The organism is Salmonella sp. SAL03688, from assembly GCF_046551895.1.
Taxonomy (GTDB): Bacteria; Pseudomonadota; Gammaproteobacteria; order Enterobacterales; family Enterobacteriaceae; genus Salmonella; species Salmonella enterica.
In genome coordinates, this window is sequence record NZ_JBGDVI010000020.1 from 63954 (window position 1) to 85540 (window position 21587).

A 21587-nucleotide genomic window follows, 5' to 3' on the forward strand; every position below is an offset into this window, starting at 1 on the left:
TGACCAGTTGTCAACTTCACTCTCCGCTACAATGGGTGTTCCCTGTTTTAAGAGACATCCATTGTGGCGCTACTCATCATTACCACTATCCTGTGGGCTTTCTCCTTTAGTCTATTTGGCGAGTATCTTGCCGGGCATGTCGATAGCTATTTCGCGGTGTTGATACGCGTTGGGCTGGCGGCGCTCGTTTTTCTGCCGTTTTTGCGTACTCGCGGGCACAACCTAAAAACCATCAGCCTGTATATGCTGGTGGGGGCGATGCAGCTTGGCATCATGTATATGTTGAGCTTCCATGCTTACCTCTATCTGACCGTATCCGAACTGCTGCTGTTTACCGTTCTGACGCCGCTCTATATCACGCTGATTTACGATGTGATGAGTCAGCGTCGTTTGCGCTGGGGCTATGCATTTAGCGCGTTGCTGGCGGTGATTGGCGCCGGGATTATTCGCTACGATCGCGTGACCGACCATTTTTGGGTCGGTTTGCTCCTGGTGCAGCTTTCTAATATCAGTTTCGCTATCGGAATGGTGGGGTATAAACGTCTGATGGAGACCCGTCCCATGCCGCAGCACAACGCCTTTGCGTGGTTCTATCTGGGGGCGTTTTTGGTGGCGGCGGTGGCGTGGTCGCTGTTGGGGAATGCGCAAAAGCTGCCGGAAACTACGCTGCAATGGAGCATTCTGGTGTTTCTCGGCGTGGTGGCGTCCGGCATTGGCTACTTTATGTGGAACTATGGCGCTACCCAGGTAGACGCCGGGACGCTGGGTATCATGAATAATATGCATGTTCCCGCAGGACTGCTGGTTAATCTTGCCATCTGGCATCAGCAGCCCCACTGGCCAAGCTTTATTACAGGCGCGGCTGTGATCCTGGCTTCGCTGTGGGTGCATCGAAAATGGGTCGCTCCGCGCTCCGCACAAACGGCAGATGATCGCAGGCGTGATCCCGCGTCGAGCGAATAAACGCCTCGGTCACCGCCTGACGCTGGTCGCCGTCGCGCACGGCGGCATACAGGCGGCTCCACAGACCATCACCCAGGGTTTTGGTCACCACCAGACCCTGGCGCTCAACGCTTTCCACCACCCAGTGCGGCAGGGCGGCAATACCCATTCTGGCCGCCACCATCTGAATCAGCAGTAGCGTATTATCCACGCTTTTCAGCAGCGGACTGATACCCGCCGGTTGCAGGAAATGTCGCCAGACATCCAGTCGGCTGCGCTGCACCGGGTAAATCAACAGCGTTTCGCTGGCTAAATCTTCCGGCGTAATCTGCGTTTTGCTGGCCAGCGGATGGTCGGGCGCCAGCACCAGTCGGACTTCAAAATCAAACATCGGCGAATAATGCAGCCCGCTGCGCGGCAAAATATCCGACGTCATCACCAAATCCAGCTCGCCTTGTTGCAAGGCTGGTTGCGGATCAAAAGTGACGCCGGATGTGAAATCCATTTCTACCTGCGGCCAGCTTGCACGGAAGTTTTCCAGCGCCGGGGTCAGCCACTGAATACAGCTATGACATTCAATAGCGATGCGCAGACGAGTTTGCTGCGGTTCGTTGCACGCCTGCAGCGCACGGCTGATTTGCGGCAGCACCTGGTTCGCCAGTTGCAGCAGAACTTCCCCCTGCGGCGTAAAGCGCAGCGGCTGGCTTTTACGCACGAACAGGCGGAAGCCAAGGCGTTGTTCCAGATCGCTGAACTGATGAGACAGAGCGGATTGGGTCTGGTGCAGCACCGCCGCCGCGGCAGCCAGCGATCCACTATTCCGCAATGCCTGGAGTGTTTTCAGATGTTTAATTTCGATCATGAAAGTCCTTCACTTCGCCATGAACAAATTGCGCTTGAGGAATATACAGTACCTTTACATTATGGATGTGTAAACATCCAGACGTCTAAAACTCGTCATATTTCGACTTGCAGATGCGTTGGCTTCCTTGCTTACCCCAGTCACTTACTTCAGTAAGCTCCTGGGGATGCGCTGTGTCGCCGCCTTCCTGCAAGGCGAACTATTTAGAGTTTTACTTTCAGATTCAATAAAATAAGAGAGGAAGTAAAATGACAATATTGACTCATACCCTCGGTTTTCCTCGCGTTGGCCTGCGTCGCGAGTTGAAAAAAGCGCAAGAGAGCTACTGGGCGGGGAACTCAACGCGTGAAGCGTTACTGGCGGTGGGCCGCGAACTGCGCGCGCGTCACTGGGAGCAGCAGAAACAAGCGGGTATTGACCTGTTACCGGTAGGCGACTTTGCCTGGTACGACCATGTTCTGACCACCAGCCTGCTGTTAGGCAATGTGCCGGCTCGTCATCAGAACAACGACGGTTCCGTGGACATCGACACTCTGTTCCGCATTGGCCGCGGTCGCGCGCCAACCGGCGAACCGGCGGCGGCAGCGGAAATGACCAAATGGTTTAATACTAACTATCACTACATAGTACCGGAGTTCAGCAAAGGCCAGCAGTTCAGACTCACCTGGACACAGTTGCTGGAGGAAGTGGACGAAGCGCTGGCGCTGGGGCATAAGATCAAACCCGTACTGCTGGGGCCTGTCACGTATCTGTGGCTGGGTAAAGTGAAAGGCGAGCCGTTTGACCGCCTGACGTTGCTGAAAGACATTTTGCCGGTGTATCAGCACGTACTGGCTGAACTGGCAAAACGTGGTATTGAGTGGGTCCAAATTGATGAGCCAGCACTGGTGCTGGAACTGCCGCAGGTGTGGCTGGATGCCTTCAAACCGGCTTACGACGCGCTCGCCGGCCAGGTGAAGCTGTTGCTGACGACCTATTTTGAAGGCGTGACGCCAAACCTGGACACTATTATCGCGCTACCGGTACAGGGGCTACATGTTGACCTCATTCATGGCAAAGATGATGTAGCGGAACTGCATCAACGTCTGCCGGTCGACTGGCTGCTTTCCGCAGGCTTGATTAACGGGCGTAATGTCTGGCGCGCCGATTTGACCGAAAAATACGCGCAGATTAACGCCCTTGTGGGCAAACGCGCGCTGTGGGTAGCATCCTCCTGCTCTTTGCTGCACAGCCCGATCGATCTCAGCGTCGAAACGCGTCTGGATACGGAAGTTAAAAGCTGGTTTGCCTTTGCGCTGCAAAAATGCGGTGAACTGGCGTTGCTGCGCGATGCGCTGAACAGCGGCGAAACGGCGGCGCTTGAGGAATGGAGCGCACCGATTCAGGCTCGTCGTCACTCCCGCCGCGTACATAATGCCGCAGTAGAAAAACGCCTGGCGGCGATCACCGCGCAGGACAGCCAGCGTGAGAATCCGTATGAGGTGCGCGCTGAAGCGCAACGCGCCCGCTTTAAACTTCCCGCCTGGCCGACGACGACTATCGGTTCGTTTCCGCAAACCACGGAAATTCGCGGCCTGCGTCTGGACTTCAAAAAGGGCAACCTCGACGCGAATAACTACCGCACCGGCATCGCCGAACATATCAAACAGGCTATCATCGAGCAGGAGCGTTTAGGGCTGGATGTGCTGGTACACGGCGAAGCCGAGCGAAACGACATGGTGGAATACTTCGGCGAGCATCTGGACGGCTTCGTCTTTACCCAGAATGGTTGGGTGCAAAGCTATGGCTCCCGCTGTGTGAAACCGCCGGTAGTGATTGGCGATATCAGCCGTCCGGCACCGATTACCGTGGAGTGGGCGAAATATGCCCAGTCGCTGACCGACAAGCCGGTAAAAGGGATGTTGACCGGCCCGGTGACTATTCTTTGCTGGTCATTCCCCCGCGAAGACGTGACCCGCGAAACGATTGCGAAACAGATTGCGCTGGCGCTGCGTGATGAAGTCGCGGATCTGGAGGCGGCGGGGATTGGGATTATTCAGATTGACGAACCGGCGCTGCGCGAAGGTCTACCGCTGCGTCGCAGCGACTGGGACGCCTATCTGGAATGGGGTGTGGAAGCCTTCCGCATTAACGCGGCGGTGGCGAAGGATGAAACCCAGATCCACACCCACATGTGTTACTGCGAGTTCAACGACATTATGGATTCGATCGCCGCGCTGGACGCGGATGTGATCACCATTGAGACCTCCCGCTCGGATATGGAGTTGCTGGAGTCGTTCGAAGCGTTCGACTACCCGAACGAAATCGGGCCGGGCGTGTACGATATTCACTCGCCGAACGTGCCGAGCGTCGAGTGGATTGAAGCCCTGCTGAAGAAGGCGGCACAGCGTATTCCAGCACAACGCCTGTGGGTGAATCCGGACTGCGGTCTGAAAACTCGCGGTTGGCCGGAAACCCGCGCGGCGTTAGCGAACATGGTCAAAGCGGCGCATAATCTGCGTCAGGCGAAATAGCCCATCCTGACCGCTGCGTTTATCCGGCAGCAATGCGGCGCTACCCTTTGACGGGTAGCGCCCGTGTCTGACCTGATTAACAGCGCCTCTTTCTTCTCATTTCCCTTTTTCTTATTTTCCGCGCTGTCTTTTTCAGGATCTGGCTATTTGGCGATCTTGATAATAAAAAGGTTCTCCGTATGAATGACAACCAGGCGGATAGCGTCCCTGGAAGCAGCGCGGCGGATTTTATTGCCTCGCAGATCGTTTTTCCTGTCATGATCGCCCAGCGCTCTCATAGCACAAAACGAGGTTTTCCATTCTGTTATGTTCCCTGGCGACGATAAACGTCGCATTGTCTCATGGCGCAGGTGAACCTTATTTTTTAACGGAGATGTCTGACATGGCGGTAGCAGGTTGTCACGTAATGGCCAAACCCGGCGGCGCGATCTGCAATATTGATTGCACATATTGCTTCTATCTTGAAAAAGAGGCGCTGTACCCGGAACGCAATAAAAACTGGCGGATGTCGGACGAGACGCTGGAACAATTTATACGCCAGCATATTGCCGCGCAGAGTGGCGACCGCATTGACTTTGCCTGGCAGGGCGGCGAACCGACCATGATGGGGCTACCGTTTTTCCGTCGGGTTGTCGCATTATGTGAAAAGTACGGCGATGGGCGAAAAATCACTCATGCGTTGCAGACGAACGGCATCCTGGTGAATGACGAGTGGGCGCGCTTTTTCGCTGAACAGCATTTTCTCATCGGTCTCTCTATCGACGGCCCGGCGTCGTTACACAACCACTATCGGCTTAATCGCGCTGGAAAAGGAACTCATGAACAGGTCGTCGCAGCAATGGCGCGGCTTAAAGCGCACCATGTCGACTTTAATACCTTAACCGTCGTGGGAAAACATAACGTCGGTCATGCAGCAGACGTCTACGAATTTCTTCTGGCGGCGGGATCGCGTTTTATTCAGTTTATCCCGCTGGTAGAGCGAATGAGCACCGATAACTCATCGGTACTTAATCTGGTGATGCCCGGCGAAAGCGCGGCGACGCTGGCGCCATGGACGGTACCGTCGTGGCAATATGGCGAATTTCTCAACCAGATCTTTGATATCTGGGTTCGTCGCGACGTAGACCGCGTCTATGTGCAGATGTTTGACGTGGCGTTAGCCGCCTGGACGGCGCAGCAGCCGGTACTGTGTGTACATTCCGAGACTTGTGGACATGCCTTCGCGTTGGAGTCGAACGGCGATCTCTACAACTGCGACCACTTTGTCTACCCGGAGCATCTGCTGGGAAATATCCACCAGCACAGCATCAAAGCCTTAAATAATAGCGAGCGGGCTATTGCGTTTGGCGAGGCCAAGCGGGAGACCCTGACCGCCGATTGTCGTCGCTGTGACTACCGCTTTGCGTGTCATGGCGGCTGTCCGAAGCATCGCTTTGCCGTCTCGCCGTCCGGTCATCCTGCGCATAATTACTTGTGTGCGGGCTATAAGCATTTTTTCCAGCACGTTACGCCGTATATGAATGTCTGGCGGGAGCTGCTGGCGCAAGGCTATCCGATGGCATCGATCATGCGCTGGCTGGCGCAGGACGCGCGTAAAGACACAGGAGCCGTCAGTCGTAACCATCTCTGTCCCTGCGGCAGCGGCAAAAAATATAAAAAATGCTGTGGTAAAGCATAGCTAACGTGGCGATGACGCTTTGTTGAGCCTACACCGACTCCGGTCTCGTAGGCCCAACAAACATCGTAATGCGCTGTGGTTAGCCTTTTTTCCCACCGTACTGCGCGAACCATTCCAGCATTCTTTGCCAGCCGTCTTTCGCCGAGGCTTCGTGGTAGCCCGGACGATAATCGGCATTAAACGCGTGCCCTGCATCGGGATAGACCACGATTTCCGCCTTCGCATTAGCGGCGCGTAGCGCCTGACGCATGGTTTCCACGCTCTCCTGTGGAATACTGGTATCCTGCCCGCCGTATAAACCCAGTACCGGCGCGTTAAGATCGGTGGCAATGTCAACGGGATGCTTCGGCGAATTGAGTGACGTGTCGCCCACCAGCTTGCCGTACCACGCTACCGCCGCTTTTAACTGTGGGTTGTGCGCGGCGTACAGCCAGGTAATCCGGCCTCCCCAACAAAAACCGGTGATCATCAGCCGATGCGCATCCCCGCCGTTGCGCGAAGCCCAACTGGCGACGTGATCCAGGTCGGCAAGGACTTGCGAATCGGGTACTTTAGCCACCAGCCCGCTCAATAATGTGGGTATATCGGCGAAATCATTGGGGTCGCCTTCGCGGAAATAGAGCTCCGGCGCGATAGCGAGATAGCCTTCCAGCGCCAGTCGTCGGCAAATATCGCGAATGTGTTCATGTACGCCAAAAATTTCCTGTACCACAATGACCACAGGCAGCGCGCCATCGCTCGCTTTTGGTCTGGCGTAATAGGCTGGCATATCGTCGCCCTGAGAGGGGATCGACGTTATCCCCGCGCTAATGGCCCCATCAGGCGTATGAATCATCGTAGGGGCAAGTGGGGAAGCTGCAGGTGCAAAGCCGGATGGATGTGTCGTTGTCATGGTATTCTCCGTACCCTTAAAAAATAGCGCAATCTTAACTATAGACAGTGTGTAACAAACCACATTGCCTTAAAGCGGCTATCTTTTGTGCAATGCCTGGCGATACTGATTATTTATTGTGATGCGCATCACTTTTTAATGGTAAACGAGTGCAATTGTTTTACGTCATAGTGATGGCTGTCACGAAAATATCTTTATGCCTTAGGTAAAGTGTCTCTTTGCTTCTTCTGACAAACCCGATTCACAGAGGAGTTTTATATGTCCAAGTCTGATGTTTTTCATCTCGGCCTCACCAAAAACGATTTACAAGGGGCCCAGCTCGCCATCGTCCCTGGCGATCCTGAGCGTGTGGAAAAGATCGCCGCGCTGATGGATAAGCCGGTTAAGCTGGCATCTCACCGCGAATTCACCTCCTGGCGCGCTGAGCTGGATGGCAAAGCAGTTATCGTTTGCTCTACCGGTATCGGCGGCCCGTCTACCTCTATTGCCGTGGAAGAACTGGCGCAACTGGGTATTCGTACCTTCTTGCGTATCGGCACCACGGGGGCTATTCAGCCGCACATCAACGTCGGCGACGTTCTGGTAACGACCGCATCCGTACGTCTGGATGGGGCGAGCCTGCATTTTGCGCCGATGGAATTCCCGGCGGTTGCCGACTTTGCTTGCACCACTGCGCTGGTTGAAGCCGCGAAATCGATTGGCGCCACGACTCACGTTGGCGTAACCGCCTCTTCCGACACTTTCTATCCGGGTCAGGAACGTTACGACACCTATTCTGGCCGCGTTGTTCGGCGCTTCAAAGGCTCTATGGAAGAGTGGCAGGCGATGGGCGTGATGAACTACGAAATGGAATCCGCTACGCTGTTAACCATGTGCGCAAGCCAGGGGTTACGCGCAGGTATGGTGGCGGGCGTTATCGTTAACCGTACCCAACAAGAGATTCCGAATGCGGAAACGATGAAACAAACTGAAAGCCACGCGGTGAAAATCGTCGTGGAAGCGGCCCGTCGTCTGCTGTAATTCTCCTCTCTTTTGCAAAGGCCGACGCGTTCGGCCTTTTCTTTTTGCGTGGCGCCTCGCAGGAAATCCCTTTTAAACTGGACGTTTATACAGCACAATTCTATTTTGTGCAGGACAGTGTGGTTCCAGGAGAGGTGTTGTGGATATTACTCTTATGATAAGCGCCGTCGTGGCGCTGGCGGCTGGGGCGGTGATTGGCTGGCTGGCGACGAAAGCGCACGCCGATCAAATCCGCGCCGATCTTATCGAAGAACGGCGTGAGCTGGATATCGAACTTAGCGCGGCCCGGCAGCAATTAGCGCAAGAAGCGCACTGGCGCAGTGAGTGCGAGTTACTTAATAACGAACTGCGTAGCCTGCACAGTATTAATACCTCTCTGGAAGCCGATCTGCGTGAAGTCACGACCCGTCTGGAGGCGACTCAGCAACACGCGGAAGACAAAATCCGTCAGATGATCAACAGCGAACAGCGTTTAAGCGAGCAGTTTGAAAATCTGGCGAACCGTATCTTTGAACACAGTAATCGTCGCGTAGACGAACAAAACCGACAAAGCCTGAATAGCCTGCTGACGCCGCTGCGTGAGCAACTGGACGGTTTTCGCCGCCAGGTTCAGGAGAGTTTTGGCAAAGAAGCGCAGGAGCGGCATACGCTGGCGCACGAAATTCGTAATTTGCAGCAGCTTAACGCGCAAATGGCGCAGGAAGCGATCAACCTGACGCGCGCCCTGAAAGGGGACAATAAGGCGCAAGGAAACTGGGGCGAAGTTGTGCTGGCGCGGGTGCTGGAGGCATCCGGACTGCGTGAAGGCTACGAATACGAAACCCAGGTCAGTATTGAGAACGATGCGCGCTCGCGGATGCAGCCGGATGTCATCGTCCGCTTGCCGCAGGGCAAAGATGTGGTCATCGACGCTAAAATGACGTTGGTCGCCTACGAGCGTTACTTTAACGCTGAAGATGACTACACGCGCGAGGCCGCTTTACAAGAGCACATCGCCTCGGTGCGCAATCATATTCGCTTACTGGGGCGTAAAGACTACCAGCAGCTTCCCGGCCTCCGCTCGCTGGACTATGTTCTGATGTTTATCCCCGTAGAACCCGCTTTCCTGCTGGCGTTAGATAAACAGCCCGAACTGATAACCGAGGCGCTAAAAAATAACATTATGCTGGTAAGCCCCACGACGCTGCTGGTGGCGTTACGGACAATCGCCAACCTGTGGCGCTATGAACACCAGAGCCGCAATGCGCAGCACATCGCGGACAGAGCCAGTAAGCTCTACGATAAAATGCGATTGTTCGTTGATGATATGTCAGCGATCGGTCAGAGTCTGGATAAAGCGCAGGATAACTACCGCCAGGCGATGAAAAAACTTGCGTCGGGGCGTGGCAACGTTTTGGCGCAGGCGGAGGCCTTCCGGGGGCTAGGCGTGGAAATCAAACGCGAGATTAATCCGGATTTAGCGGAACAGGCCGTTACGCAAGATGAAGAATATCGTTTACGATCGATCCCTGAAGGGCGGCAGGATGAACATTATCCCAATGATGAACGGGTGAAGCAGCAGTTAAGTTAACCCATACGGAGTAGTTTAGTCCTGGCGCAGAGTAGGGCAAATTGGCCCAATCTGTTACACTTCTTGAACATTTTTATCGATAAGCAGGCACTGAGATGGTGGAAGATTCACAAGAAACGACGCACTTTGGCTTTCAGACCGTCGCTAAAGAGCAGAAAGCTGACATGGTGGCCCACGTTTTTCATTCTGTGGCGTCAAAGTACGATGTGATGAATGATTTAATGTCATTTGGCATTCATCGTTTGTGGAAGCGCTTCACCATTGATTGCAGTGGCGTGCGTCGTGGACAAACCGTTCTCGATTTAGCGGGCGGTACGGGCGATCTTACCGCGAAATTTTCACGTATGGTCGGGGAAACTGGCAAAGTTATCCTGGCGGATATTAATGATTCTATGCTCAAAATGGGGCGTGAGAAGCTGCGTAATATCGGCGTGATCGGCAACGTAGAGTATGTGCAGGCGAATGCCGAAGCTCTGCCTTTCCCTGATAATACGTTTGATTGCATTACCATTTCGTTTGGTTTGCGCAATGTAACGGAAAAAGAAAAAGCGCTGCGGTCAATGTTCCGTGTGTTGAAACCCGGCGGACGTTTACTGGTGCTTGAATTTTCCAAGCCTATCATTGAGCCGCTGAGTAAAGCGTATGACGCCTATTCTTTCCATATTTTACCGCGTATTGGCTCGATGGTCGCGAACGATGCGGATAGCTATCGGTATCTCGCGGAATCCATCCGTATGCATCCCGATCAGGATACCTTAAAAGCCATGATGCAGGACGCCGGATTTGAGAGCGTGGATTATTACAATCTGACGGCGGGCGTTGTGGCATTGCACCGTGGTTATAAATTCTAGGAGGGTGGAATGCCTTTTAAACCCTTAGTGACCGCAGGAATTGAAGGTCTCCTCAATACGTTTCTGTATCGTTCGCCAGCGCTGAAATCAGCCAGAACGCGCTTACAGGGAAAAGTACTGTGTGTGAAACTAAAGGGATTTTCGACGCCATTAGTCCTGGTATTCAGCGAACGCCAGGTTGATGTGCTGGGGGCATGGGAAGGCGAAGCGGACTGTACGGTAATCACTCAAGCTAGCGTTTTGCCAAAACTACGCGATCGTCAGCAGTTGGCCGCGCTTATTCGCAGCGGCGAACTGGAAGTGCAGGGCGATATTCAGGTCGTGCAAAATTTTGTGGCGCTCGCCGATCTCGCCGAATTCGATCCTGCGGAGCTGTTGGCGCCATACACGGGTGATATTGCGGCGGAAAGTATCGGTAAGGTCGTGCGTGGCGGGGCTAAATTCCTGCGCCACGGGTTTCAACGCCAGCAGCGTTATGCCGCTGAAGCGATCACTGAAGAGTGGCGTATGGCGCCTGGCCCGCTGGAAGTCGCATGGTTTGCCGAAGAAACCGCGGCTGTTGAGCGCGCCGTAGATTCTCTGACCACACGGCTGGAAAAACTGGAGGCCAAATGACGCCAGGTGAAGTACGGCGCCTATATTTCATCATCCGCACGTTTCTAAGCTACGGCCTTGATGAACTCATCCCCCGAATGCGTCTTACACTGCCACTCCGATTATGGCGCTATTCGCTGTTCTGGATGCCAAACCGGCATAAAGATAAATTGCTGGGTGAACGATTAAGACTGGCGTTGCAAGAGCTGGGACCGGTCTGGATCAAATTTGGTCAGATGCTCTCCACGCGCCGTGACCTGTTCCCGCCGCAAATCGCCGATCAGCTCGCTTTGCTCCAGGATAAAGTCGCGCCATTCGATGGTCGGCTGGCGAAAGCCCAGATTGAAGAGGCGATGGGGGGGCTACCTGTCGAAGCCTGGTTTGACGACTTTGATATCCAGCCTTTAGCGTCGGCGTCAATCGCCCAGGTACATACCGCGCGATTGAAATCAAACGGTAAAGAAGTGGTTATTAAGGTCATTCGCCCGGATATTTTGCCGGTAATTCAGGCAGACCTGAAACTGATTTATCGCCTTGCTCGCTGGGTGCCACGCCTGTTGCCGGATGGGCGTCGTCTGCGTCCGACGGAAGTGGTGCGTGAGTATGAGAAAACGCTGATCGATGAGCTGAATCTGCTACGGGAATCGGCCAACGCGATTCAGTTACGCCGCAATTTTGAAAATAGTCCCATGCTGTATATCCCGGAGGTGTACTCCGATTACTGTAGCCAGAACATGATGGTGATGGAGCGGATATACGGCATTCCGGTTTCGGATGTGGCGGCGCTGGAAAAGAACGGCACCAACATGAAACTGCTGGCGGAACGCGGGGTTAAAGTTTTCTTCACCCAGGTTTTCCGCGACAGCTTTTTCCATGCGGACATGCATCCGGGAAATATTTTTGTCAGCCATGAACACCCTGAAAATCCGCAATATATCGGCATTGACTGCGGTATCGTCGGGTCGCTAAACAAAGAAGATAAGCGTTATCTGGCTGAAAACTTTATCGCGTTCTTTAATCGCGATTACCGAAAGGTGGCGGAGCTGCATGTCGATTCAGGCTGGGTTCCGCCAGATACCAACGTTGAAGATTTTGAGTTTGCCATCCGCACCGTCTGTGAACCTATTTTTGAAAAGCCGCTCGCGGAAATCTCGTTTGGTCATGTGTTGTTAAACCTTTTCAATACAGCGCGTCGATTTAACATGGAAGTCCAGCCGCAACTGGTGTTGTTGCAGAAAACATTATTGTATGTTGAAGGGGTTGGGCGGCAACTTTATCCTCAGCTTGATTTGTGGAAAACGGCGAAGCCGTTTCTTGAGTCCTGGATCAAAGATCAGGTGGGTATTCCGGCTCTCACGCGGGCTCTTAAAGAAAAAGCGCCGTTCTGGGTCGAAAAAATGCCAGAAATACCTGAACTGGTGTACGACAGTTTGCGCCAGGGCAAATATTTACAGCACAGTGTTGATAAGATTGCGCGCGAGTTACAGGTAAACCATGTGCGCCAAAGTCAGTCTCGTTATTTATTGGGAATTGGCGCAACGCTGTTACTGAGCGGGTCATTCTTACTCGTCAACCGCCCTGAATGGGGATTGATGCCTGGCTGGCTCATGGTCGGCGGCGTAGTTGTCTGGCTGGTTGGCTGGCGTAAAACTCGTTGAGATTTTTTATCGCTCAACGCCGGTTGTGTCACGCAGGTACATATTATCACTCGAGGCAGTACTCAGGCCGCAAGTCAATGTCGTCCCGGTCGTATGTAAAAGTATGTGAATAGGGCGGGCGAAAGCGGCTAACAAAGAGGCAGCGCGAAGGATAATGTGTATAATGCGGCCCTATTAATTCATCATCTATCACAGAGGAACATGTATGGGTGGTATCAGTATTTGGCAGTTGTTGATTGTTGCCGTTATCGTCGTACTGCTGTTCGGCACCAAAAAACTCGGTTCCATCGGTTCCGATCTTGGCGCGTCTATCAAAGGCTTTAAAAAGGCCATGAGCGATGATGATGCCAAACAGGATAAAACCAGTCAGGACGCTGATTTTACCGCTAAATCTATCGCGGATAAGCAAGGCGAAGCGAAAAAGGAAGACGCTAAAAGCCAAGATAAAGAGCAGGTATAATCCGTGTTTGATATCGGTTTTAGCGAACTGCTGTTAGTGTTCGTTATCGGCCTCATTGTGTTGGGGCCGCAACGATTGCCAGTAGCGGTAAAAACGGTAGCGGGCTGGATTCGCGCGTTGCGGTCCCTTGCGACAACGGTTCAGAATGAACTGACTCAGGAACTGAAACTTCAGGAGTTCCAGGACAGTCTGAAAAAAGTCGAAAAGGCGAGCCTGGAAAATCTGACTCCCGAGCTGAAAGCATCTATGGATGAACTGCGCCAGGCGGCGGAGTCGATGAAACGCACCTACAGCGCTAACGATCCCGAACAAGCGAGCGATGAAGCGCATACCATCCATAATCCGGTGGTAAAAGGGAACGAAACGCAGCATGAGGGCGTCACCCCTGCCGCCGCTGAAACACAGGCGAGCGCGCCGGAACAAAAGCCGGAGCCCGTTAAAGCTAACGTGCCTGAGTCGACGGAAACCGCTTCCGTAGCCACGATAGACGCCGAGAAGAAATCCGCTGCGCCTGTTGTCGAATCTTCCCCCTCGTCGAGTGATAAACCGTAAACATGGCTGTAGAAGATACTCAACCGCTTATCACGCATCTGATCGAGTTGCGTAAGCGCCTGCTAAACTGCATCGTCGCAGTACTTCTGATTTTTTTGGCGTTAATTTATTTCGCCAATGATATTTATCATTTAGTCGCCGCACCGCTGATTAAACAGATGCCGCAAGGGGCGACAATGATTGCGACGGATGTGGCGTCGCCGTTTTTTACGCCTATCAAACTCACCTTCATGGTGTCTTTGATCTTATCCGCGCCTGTCATTTTGTACCAGGTTTGGGCCTTTATCGCCCCGGCGCTGTATAAGCATGAGCGTCGTCTGGTCGTACCGCTGCTGGTATCCAGCTCGCTGCTTTTCTACATTGGTATGGCCTTCGCCTATTTTGTCGTATTCCCTTTGGCCTTTGGTTTTCTGACGCATACGGCGCCGGAAGGGGTACAGGTTTCGACAGATATCGCCAGCTATCTTAGCTTTGTCATGGCGCTTTTTATGGCCTTTGGCGTAGCCTTTGAAGTGCCGGTGGCGATTGTGTTGCTGTGCTGGATGGGCATCACCACGCCAGAAGATTTGCGTAAAAAACGGCCTTATATCCTGGTCGGGGCATTCATTGTGGGAATGCTGCTTACGCCGCCAGATGTTTTCTCGCAAACGTTGTTGGCGATACCGATGTACTGCCTGTTTGAAATTGGCGTTTTCTGCTCACGCTTTTATGTCGGTAAGCGACGGACGCGCGACGAAGATAACGAGGCCGAAACCGAAAAGGCCGAGCACACTGAAGACTAAACACAACCGCCCGCCAGGGCGGTTGTCATATGGGGGCAAGCATGTTTGATATTGGCGTTAATTTAACCAGTAGCCAGTTTGCAAAAGATCGTGATGATGTGGTCGCCCGTGCGTTTGCGGCGGGAGTAAAAGGTATGCTACTGACCGGAACGAACATCCATGAAAGTCAGCAGGCGTTAAAACTGGCGCGGCGCTACCCCCATTGTTGGTCGACGGCTGGCGTCCATCCCCATGACAGCAGTCAGTGGTCATCCGCGTCTGAAGACGCCATTATTGCGCTGGCGAACCAGCCGGAAGTCGTCGCTATCGGTGAGTGCGGGCTGGATTTCAATCGCAATTTTTCCACGCCGCAGGAGCAGGAGCGTGCCTTTCAGGCGCAGCTACAAATTGCCGCCGAATTACAGATGCCAATCTTTATGCACTGCCGGGACGCGCATGAGCGATTTCTGGCATTGCTTGAGCCCTGGCTGGATAGTCTTCCTGGTGCAATACTGCACTGCTTTACCGGTTCACGCCAGCAAATGCAGGCCTGTGTGGATAGAGGGCTCTATATCGGTATTACCGGGTGGGTTTGCGACGAACGACGCGGGCTTGAGCTACGTGAACTCTTACCGTTTATTCCAGCGGAAAAGCTACTGATAGAAACCGACGCGCCGTATCTGTTGCCTCGCGATCTTACGCCGAAACCAACGTCACGACGCAACGAGCCCGCGTATCTGCCTCACATCCTGGAGCGCATTGCGCTATGGCGTGGTGAAGATCCGCAATGGTTAGCGGCGATGACAGATGCCAACGCCAGAACCTTATTTGAGGTCGTATTCTGAACGATCGCTAAATCTTGCGAAAACCGGTGTTTTTTACGCTCTGCTTCACTTCTTTATTGAGTAAATTAAGCAGTAACATCGAACGCGTTTCGCCATCCGGTTCGGTAAAAATCGCTTTCAGCCCTTCAAATGCGCCTTCCGTGATGATGACGCTATCGCCGGGATAGGGGGTTTCAGGATCGACAACGCCTTCGGGCTTGTAGATAGAAAGCTGATGAATAACGCTGGAAGGCACGATCGCAGGATGCGCGCCAAAGCGCACAAAATGGCTGACGCCGCGCGTGGCGTTGATTGTAGTGGTATGTATCACTTCCGGATCAAATTCAACGAACAGATAATTAGGAAAGAGCGGTTCGCTGACGGAGGTACGTTTTCCGCGTACCATTTTTTCCAGGGTGATCATCGGTGTCAGGCAACTTACCGCTTGTCTTTCGAGGTGTTCCTGAGCACGCTGAAGTTGCCCGCGTTTGCAGTACAGTAAATACCAGGATTGCATAATGACTCTTATCCGCTTGTTCGGGGCGCAAGCATAGCAAAAGCCATGCGCGAAGTTAATTATACACTTCATCCTTTAAGCCGTATCTGGATTAGCGTTGGTTGCCAGAGTTCACGCTAATTTAACAAAAATACAGCATCCCGATGATGAACGCCGTATAATGATGCGCTTACCAAGAGGCTACAATGGACGCCATGAAATATCACGATTTACGCGACTTCCTGACGCTACTTGAGCAGCAGGGGGAACTAAAACGCATCACGCTACCTGTGGATCCTCATCTGGAAATCACGGAAATCGCTGACCGCACGCTGCGTGCCGGTGGACCGGCGTTGCTGTTTGAAAATCCTAAAGGTTACGCCATGCCGGTGCTGTGCAACCTTTTTGGCACGCCAAAACGCGTGGCGATGGGCATGGGGCAGGATGATGTTTCCGCATTACGGGAAGTGGGTAAATTATTAGCGTTTCTGAAAGAACCTGAGCCGCCGAAAGGCTTTCGCGATCTGTTTGACAAGCTGCCGCAGTTTAAGCAAGTGCTGAATATGCCGACGAAACGGTTACGCGGCGCGCCTTGCCAGCAGAAAATCGCGTCTGGCGATGATGTCGATTTAACGCGTCTTCCAGTCATGACCTGTTGGCCGGACGACGCCGCGCCGCTGATTACCTGGGGACTGACGGTAACGCGTGGTCCGCACAAAGAGCGGCAAAACCTGGGCATTTATCGTCAGCAGTTGATAGGTAAAAATAAGCTGATTATGCGCTGGCTGTCTCACCGCGGCGGCGCGCTGGATTTTCAGGAGTGGTTAGCCGCGCGTCCGGGTGAACGTTTCCCGGTCTCCGTCGCATTGGGCGCCGATCCGGCGACGATTCTTGGCGCCGTGACTCCTGTTCCCGATACTCTGTCGGAGTATGCCTTTGCGGGCCTGCTGCGCGGCACGAAAACGGAAGTGGTTAAATGCCTTTCTAACGATCTGGAAGTGCCTGCCAGCGCCGAGATTATCCTTGAAGGTTACATTGAGCCGGGAGAGATGGCGCCGGAAGGACCGTATGGCGATCATACGGGCTATTATAATGAAGTGGATAGCTTTCCGGTCTTTACCGTCACGCATATTACGCAGCGTGAGGATGCCATCTATCACTCCACCTATACCGGGCGTCCGCCCGATGAGCCTGCGGTATTAGGGGTGGCGCTCAATGAAGTCTTCGTGCCTATTCTGCAAAAACAGTTTCCGGAAATCGTCGACTTTTATCTGCCGCCGGAAGGGTGTTCTTACCGCCTGGCGGTAGTGACGATGAAAAAGCAGTACGCTGGTCATGCGAAACGCGTCATGATGGGCGTCTGGTCGTTTTTGCGCCAGTTTATGTATACGAAATTTGTTATCGTTTGCGATGATGACGTTAACGCACGCGACTGGAATGATGTGATCTGGGCGATTACCACCCGTATGGACCCTGCGCGGGATACGGTGCTGGTTGAAAATACGCCGATTGACTACCTGGATTTTGCCTCGCCGGTCTCCGGGCTGGGTTCAAAAATGGGGCTGGATGCCACAAACAAATGGCCGGGCGAAACCCAACGCGAGTGGGGTCGTCCTATTGTTAAAGATCCTGAAGTTACCGCGCGTATTGATGCGATTTGGGATGAGCTGGCTATCTTTAAATAACTGAAAGCGGACATCGACATTTCAGGCTGTGGCGACTCGGCTTGAAAAATGTCGGTATTGACCCGACACCCGACAGAGGGAGCGCATGACAACCTTAAGCTGTAAAGTGACCTCGGTAGAAGCTATCACCGATACCGTATATCGGGTTCGTTTAGTGCCGGACGCGGCGTTTTCATTCCGCGCTGGTCAGTATTTGATGGTCGTAATGGACGAGCGTGACAAACGCCCGTTTTCGATGGCCTCAACGCCGGACGAGAAAGGGTTTATTGAATTACACATTGGCGCTTCCGAGCTCAATCTGTATGCGATGGCGGTCATGGATCGAATTCTGAAAGACCGGGAAATCGTCGTCGATATTCCGCATGGCGACGCCTGGCTACGTGACGATGAAGAGCGTCCGTTGATTCTGATCGCGGGCGGTACGGGCTTTTCTTATGTGCGCTCCATCCTGTTGACGGCGTTAGCGCGCAACCCGAACCGCGATGTTACCATTTACTGGGGTGGTCGCGAAGAAAAGCACCTCTATGATCTCTCTGAGCTGGAAGCACTCTCTGTTAACCATCCGAATTTGCGTATTGAACCTGTTGTCGAGCAGCCGGAAGAAGGCTGGCGTGGACGTACAGGAACGGTACTTACGGCGGTATTGCAGGATTATGGTACGCTGGCGGGGCACGATATTTATATTGCCGGACGTTTTGAGATGGCGAAAATCGCCCGCGATCTGTTCTGTCATGAGCGTAACGCGCGGGAAGATCGTCTGTTTGGCGATGCGTTCGCATTTATTTAACTATTTTATGGGACGCAGTAGCGTCCCTTTTTACGTTAGCCTACCTAAAAGTCCTCTTAAATATTAATTAATCGTCAACTATAAAACCTTATGATATTGAATATCTACAGGCTTTGTATTGCGTGTAATAAATTAAGTAATATTATGTCCTGAGGCTATCAATAAAAATAGTTAATTATATATGCTTCATTTATTTTTATAAAAGAAACATAAAATGGAAAGTTAGTTATTTATTTATAAGATGGAGAGTGTTATGAAATTTAAATATGCTTTAACTTCTCTCGCATTATCTGTTGCAATTTTGTCATCAGTACCTTCTACTGCTTTCGCCATCGGCGGCGCCAGCGGCGCTAAAGTGGACTATCAGGTCCAGGGAAAAATTGGCGAAGTTGTTATGAACCCCTATGATATCGCGCCGCTAACCGCCGTTATTCGTAATGGCGGTTACCAGTTACGTGACGTGCATGTACGGATTGTCCCCAAAGAAAATGGCCAGGAGATCGCGTATAAAGTTAATAATAAATACCTTTTAACGTATGGCGGTATTCCCGTCTTTGGTCTTTACCCAGATTATGTCAATACCGTTGAAGTTGAATATACAAGAATCCAGGGTAGTAAAACCGAAAATATAAAAGAAAGCTATAAAATGTATGCACCGCCTACCTATATTGAATCAGCGGGTACAAAAGAAGAACAATCAGCACTCTTTACTATCGATGTTAAAAAGGTTTCCCCAGAATTTAAAGATCGCTTGTATCTTTTGAATAATACGAAAGATAAGTCTGGGAATGGAACGCGTACTGTCTGGAACAACCCTACTGGGGGTGCATTAGAATGGAACTTCACTACAGCTAACGCTATTATCGACACCTCCGGTGATATTCGTTGGTTTATGAATCCAAGTTCAATTTATGATTTAAAGTCAATTTATCGTGCTGGCGTTATGATGGGCTTTAAACAAAACCAGGATGGCGCACTATCGTGGGGCTACGGTCAGCGTTATGTGAAATACGATATCATGGGGCGTGAAATCTTCAACCGCCGCCTGCCGGATAATTATAACGATTTTTCACACTCAATGGATAACGCGGCCAACGGTCACTACTTCCTGCGTGTAGCCAGCTCTAACTATAAACGCCCTGATGGGAAAAATGTTCGTACCGTGCGTGATGTGATTGCCGAAGTTGATCAGAACGGCGTGGTAGTGGATGAATGGCGTCTGTTTGATATCCTCGATCCTTATCGTGATGTGATAATGAAAACCCTCGATCAGGGCGCTGTGTGCCTGAATATCGATGCCAGCCAGTCCGGCCATACGTTGAGCGAAGAAGATCTGGCGGCGCTGGACTCCTCCGACAAATTCGGGGATATCGTGGGTAGTGGGGCTGGCCGCAACTGGGCGCATGTCAACAGCGTCGACTATGACAGTGAAGATGATTCCATCATCATCAGCTCCCGCCACCAGAGTGCGATTATCAAAATCGGCCGCGATAAGAAAGTGAAGTGGATACTGGGTACGCCTGCTGGCTGGAAAGCGCCATTTAATGCCGCAATTCTGACGCCAGTGGATAGCAAAGGCCAAAAAATCGCCTGCCAGGACAGTGGCTGCGAGGGTGACTTCGACTGGACATGGACGCAACATACGGCCTTTAAAATTGATAGTAAGAGTAAAGGCGATATCTTATACCTTTCCGCTTTCGACAATGGCGATGGCCGCGGCTTAGAACAGCCTGCTATGCAGAGTATGAAATACAGCCGCTCCGTGATTTACAAAATCGACCAGAAAAACAAGACAGTCCAACAGATCTGGCAATACGGTAAAGAGCGCGGGAACGAGTGGTTTAGCCCGGTAACCTCTATCACCGAGTACCAGACTGACAAGAATTCTGTGTTCGTGTATTCCGCAACAGCAGGTGGTGCGTTTGATTTGTCGGTAGGCGCATTTACCAGCTTGCCTAATCCGTATCTGGAAGAGTTCAGATGGGGAGAAAAAGAACCTGCGGTCGAAATGCAAATACATGGTGCGCGTGGATATCAAGCTATGCCATTTAGCCTGACCAAAGCGCTTACTGAGTAGAACGGGCCATACGGTGAAAAAACCCGCCCCTGACGGGCGGGAAAAACGGCAACTAAACTGTTTCCCGTCATAATTCGCGCAGCCTCTTTGTTGGCTGCCTTTGCTCACCCCGGGCACATAGTTATCTATGTGCCCGGGGATTCGCTCAGTTGCCGCTGCGCTGCAATGCGAGTTATTTAGGGGATATTATCTTTGATTAAACCCGCTCAAACACCGTGGCGATGCCCTGACCCAGACCAATACACATCGTCGCCAGACCAAACTGCGCGTCTTTGCGCTCCATCATGTTGATAAGCGTGGTGCTGATACGTGCTCCGGAGCAGCCGAGCGGATGACCAAGCGCGATCGCACCGCCGTTGAGGTTGATCTTCTCGTCTATCTGCTCCATCAATCCCAGATCCTTAATGCATGGCAGGATCTGTGCGGCAAACGCTTCGTTCATCTCAAACACATCGATATCGCTGGCCGACAGTCCCGCTTTTTTCAACGCCAGTTTTGACGCCGGAACCGGCCCGTAACCCATAATTGACGGATCACAACCCACCACTGCCATTGAGCGAATACGGGCGCGAGGTTTCAGACCCAGCTCACGGGCACGACTTTCGCTCATTACCAGCATGGCGGCTGCGCCATCGGAAAGCGCGGATGAGGTGCCCGCCGTGACCGTGCCACTAACCGGATCAAATGCCGGACGCAGCGTTGATAGCGCTTCGACCGTGGTTTCCGGGCGGATCACTTCATCGTAGTTAAACTGCTTCAACACGCCGTCTGCATCATGACCGCCAGTCGGGATAATCTCCGTTTTGAATGCGCCAGACTGGGTGGCGGCCCAGGCGCGAGCGTGAGAACGCGCGGCGAACTGGTCCTGCATTTCCCTGCTAATGCCGTGCAGGCGGGAGAGCATTTCCGCCGTTAGCCCCATCATCCCTGCCGCTTTGGCGACGTTGCGACTCAGACCCGGGTGAAAATCCACGCCGTGGCTCATCGGCACGTGCCCCATATGCTCCACGCCGCCAACCAGACAAACCTGCGCATCGCCGGTCATGATCATTCGCGCTGCATCGTGTAACGCCTGCATCGAGGAACCACACAGACGGTTGACGGTGACCGCCGGTACCGAATGGGGAATTTCTGCCAGCAGCGCGGCGTTACGGGCAATGTTGAAGCCTTGCTCCAGCGTTTGTTGTACGCAGCCCCAGTAAATATCATCGAGGGTCGCCGCTGTAAGCGACGGATTACGCGCCAGCAGGCTACGCATTAAGTGGGCGGAGAGATCTTCTGCCCGCACGTTGCGAAACGCGCCGCCCTTCGAACGGCCCATCGGGGTGCGAATAGCATCGACAATGACAACCTGTTCCATTGTGA

At 52.8% G+C, this 21587-nt stretch carries 19 protein-coding genes; 15 read left to right on the plus strand and 4 right to left on the minus strand.

Going from position 1 to position 21587, the window contains the following annotated elements; translation table 11 throughout:
• Positions 1-63: 63 nt before the first annotated feature.
• Positions 64-963: a carboxylate/amino acid/amine transporter gene (locus ACLJR2_RS18515; protein WP_001196257.1), complete on the plus strand. Its 900-nt coding sequence runs from the start codon at positions 64-66 to the stop codon at positions 961-963.
• Here ACLJR2_RS18515 and metR read toward each other — a convergent pair.
• Positions 851-1804 (minus strand): HTH-type transcriptional regulator MetR, encoded by a 954-nt coding sequence (metR, locus tag ACLJR2_RS18520; RefSeq protein WP_000569786.1) that lies wholly within the window; start codon positions 1802-1804, stop codon positions 851-853. The two genes, ACLJR2_RS18515 and metR, sit on opposite strands and share 113 nt — an antisense overlap.
• 248 nt (positions 1805-2052) lie before the next feature.
• On the opposite strand from metR, the gene metE reads away from it, so the two are divergent.
• On the plus strand, positions 2053-4317 hold the full coding sequence (gene metE, locus ACLJR2_RS18525; RefSeq protein WP_000154185.1) for a 5-methyltetrahydropteroyltriglutamate--homocysteine S-methyltransferase: 2265 nt from the start codon (positions 2053-2055) through the stop codon (positions 4315-4317).
• 334 nt (positions 4318-4651) lie between these two features.
• The gene (locus ACLJR2_RS18530) at positions 4652-5995 is read left to right on the plus strand and encodes an anaerobic sulfatase maturase (protein WP_000017947.1); all 1344 of its coding nucleotides are present in this window, start codon (positions 4652-4654) and stop codon (positions 5993-5995) included.
• Positions 5996-6074: 79 nt separating this feature from the next.
• Here the strand turns inward: ACLJR2_RS18530 and ACLJR2_RS18535 are convergent, their stop codons facing one another.
• Positions 6075-6887: a dienelactone hydrolase family protein gene (locus ACLJR2_RS18535; RefSeq protein ID WP_000213959.1), complete on the minus strand. Its 813-nt coding sequence runs from the start codon at positions 6885-6887 to the stop codon at positions 6075-6077.
• A gap of 258 nt (positions 6888-7145) precedes the next feature.
• On the opposite strand from ACLJR2_RS18535, the gene udp reads away from it, so the two are divergent.
• The 9 genes from udp to tatD all read left to right on the plus strand — a co-directional run bounded on the left by udp (position 7146) and on the right by tatD (position 15198).
• Positions 7146-7907: a uridine phosphorylase gene (gene udp, locus ACLJR2_RS18540; RefSeq protein ID WP_000045169.1), complete on the plus strand. Its 762-nt coding sequence runs from the start codon at positions 7146-7148 to the stop codon at positions 7905-7907.
• A gap of 139 nt (positions 7908-8046) precedes the next feature.
• The gene (rmuC, locus tag ACLJR2_RS18545; protein WP_000355562.1) at positions 8047-9477 is read left to right on the plus strand and encodes a DNA recombination protein RmuC; all 1431 of its coding nucleotides are present in this window, start codon (positions 8047-8049) and stop codon (positions 9475-9477) included.
• A gap of 95 nt (positions 9478-9572) precedes the next feature.
• Positions 9573-10328 (plus strand): bifunctional demethylmenaquinone methyltransferase/2-methoxy-6-polyprenyl-1,4-benzoquinol methylase UbiE, encoded by a 756-nt coding sequence (gene ubiE / locus ACLJR2_RS18550; RefSeq protein WP_000229009.1) that lies wholly within the window; start codon positions 9573-9575, stop codon positions 10326-10328.
• A 9-nt stretch (positions 10329-10337) separates the two neighbouring features.
• A complete protein-coding gene (gene ubiJ / locus ACLJR2_RS18555; RefSeq protein WP_001116093.1) occupies positions 10338-10943 on the plus strand; it encodes a ubiquinone biosynthesis protein UbiJ in 606 nt (201 codons plus the stop codon).
• Positions 10940-12580 (plus strand): ubiquinone biosynthesis regulatory protein kinase UbiB, encoded by a 1641-nt coding sequence (ubiB, locus tag ACLJR2_RS18560; protein WP_000187559.1) that lies wholly within the window; start codon positions 10940-10942, stop codon positions 12578-12580. Before ubiJ ends, ubiB begins: the two co-directional genes overlap by 4 nt.
• A 205-nt stretch (positions 12581-12785) precedes the next feature.
• A complete protein-coding gene (gene tatA, locus ACLJR2_RS18565) occupies positions 12786-13040 on the plus strand; it encodes a Sec-independent protein translocase subunit TatA (RefSeq protein WP_000508972.1) in 255 nt (84 codons plus the stop codon).
• A 3-nt stretch (positions 13041-13043) separates the two neighbouring features.
• Entirely contained in the window at positions 13044-13592 is a 549-nt protein-coding gene (gene tatB, locus ACLJR2_RS18570) for a Sec-independent protein translocase protein TatB (RefSeq protein WP_000459612.1), read from the plus strand.
• 2 nt (positions 13593-13594) lie between these two features.
• Positions 13595-14374 (plus strand): Sec-independent protein translocase subunit TatC, encoded by a 780-nt coding sequence (tatC, locus tag ACLJR2_RS18575; RefSeq protein WP_000257554.1) that lies wholly within the window; start codon positions 13595-13597, stop codon positions 14372-14374.
• A 41-nt stretch (positions 14375-14415) separates the two neighbouring features.
• Positions 14416-15198, plus strand: coding sequence for a 3'-5' ssDNA/RNA exonuclease TatD (gene tatD, locus ACLJR2_RS18580; RefSeq protein WP_000459645.1), 783 nt, complete (start codon positions 14416-14418; stop codon positions 15196-15198).
• A gap of 7 nt (positions 15199-15205) precedes the next feature.
• Here the strand turns inward: tatD and rfaH are convergent, their stop codons facing one another.
• Positions 15206-15694, minus strand: a complete 489-nt coding sequence (gene rfaH / locus ACLJR2_RS18585) for a transcription/translation regulatory transformer protein RfaH (protein ID WP_001192410.1) — start codon at positions 15692-15694, stop codon at positions 15206-15208.
• 185 nt (positions 15695-15879) lie between these two features.
• Between rfaH and ubiD the strand changes: the two genes are divergently transcribed.
• From ubiD to ACLJR2_RS18600, 3 genes are all read left to right on the plus strand, one after another.
• Entirely contained in the window at positions 15880-17358 is a 1479-nt protein-coding gene (gene ubiD / locus ACLJR2_RS18590; RefSeq protein ID WP_000339764.1) for a 4-hydroxy-3-polyprenylbenzoate decarboxylase, read from the plus strand.
• A gap of 85 nt (positions 17359-17443) precedes the next feature.
• Entirely contained in the window at positions 17444-18145 is a 702-nt protein-coding gene (gene fre, locus ACLJR2_RS18595; RefSeq protein ID WP_000209832.1) for an NAD(P)H-flavin reductase, read from the plus strand.
• Positions 18146-18398: 253 nt separating this feature from the next.
• Positions 18399-20222 (plus strand): aryl-sulfate sulfotransferase, encoded by a 1824-nt coding sequence (locus ACLJR2_RS18600; RefSeq protein ID WP_000669897.1) that lies wholly within the window; start codon positions 18399-18401, stop codon positions 20220-20222.
• Positions 20223-20418: 196 nt separating this feature from the next.
• Here ACLJR2_RS18600 and fadA read toward each other — a convergent pair whose 3' ends face one another.
• Positions 20419-21582, minus strand: a complete 1164-nt coding sequence (fadA, locus tag ACLJR2_RS18605; protein WP_000438779.1) for an acetyl-CoA C-acyltransferase FadA — start codon at positions 21580-21582, stop codon at positions 20419-20421.
• Positions 21583-21587: the final 5 nt, after the last annotated feature.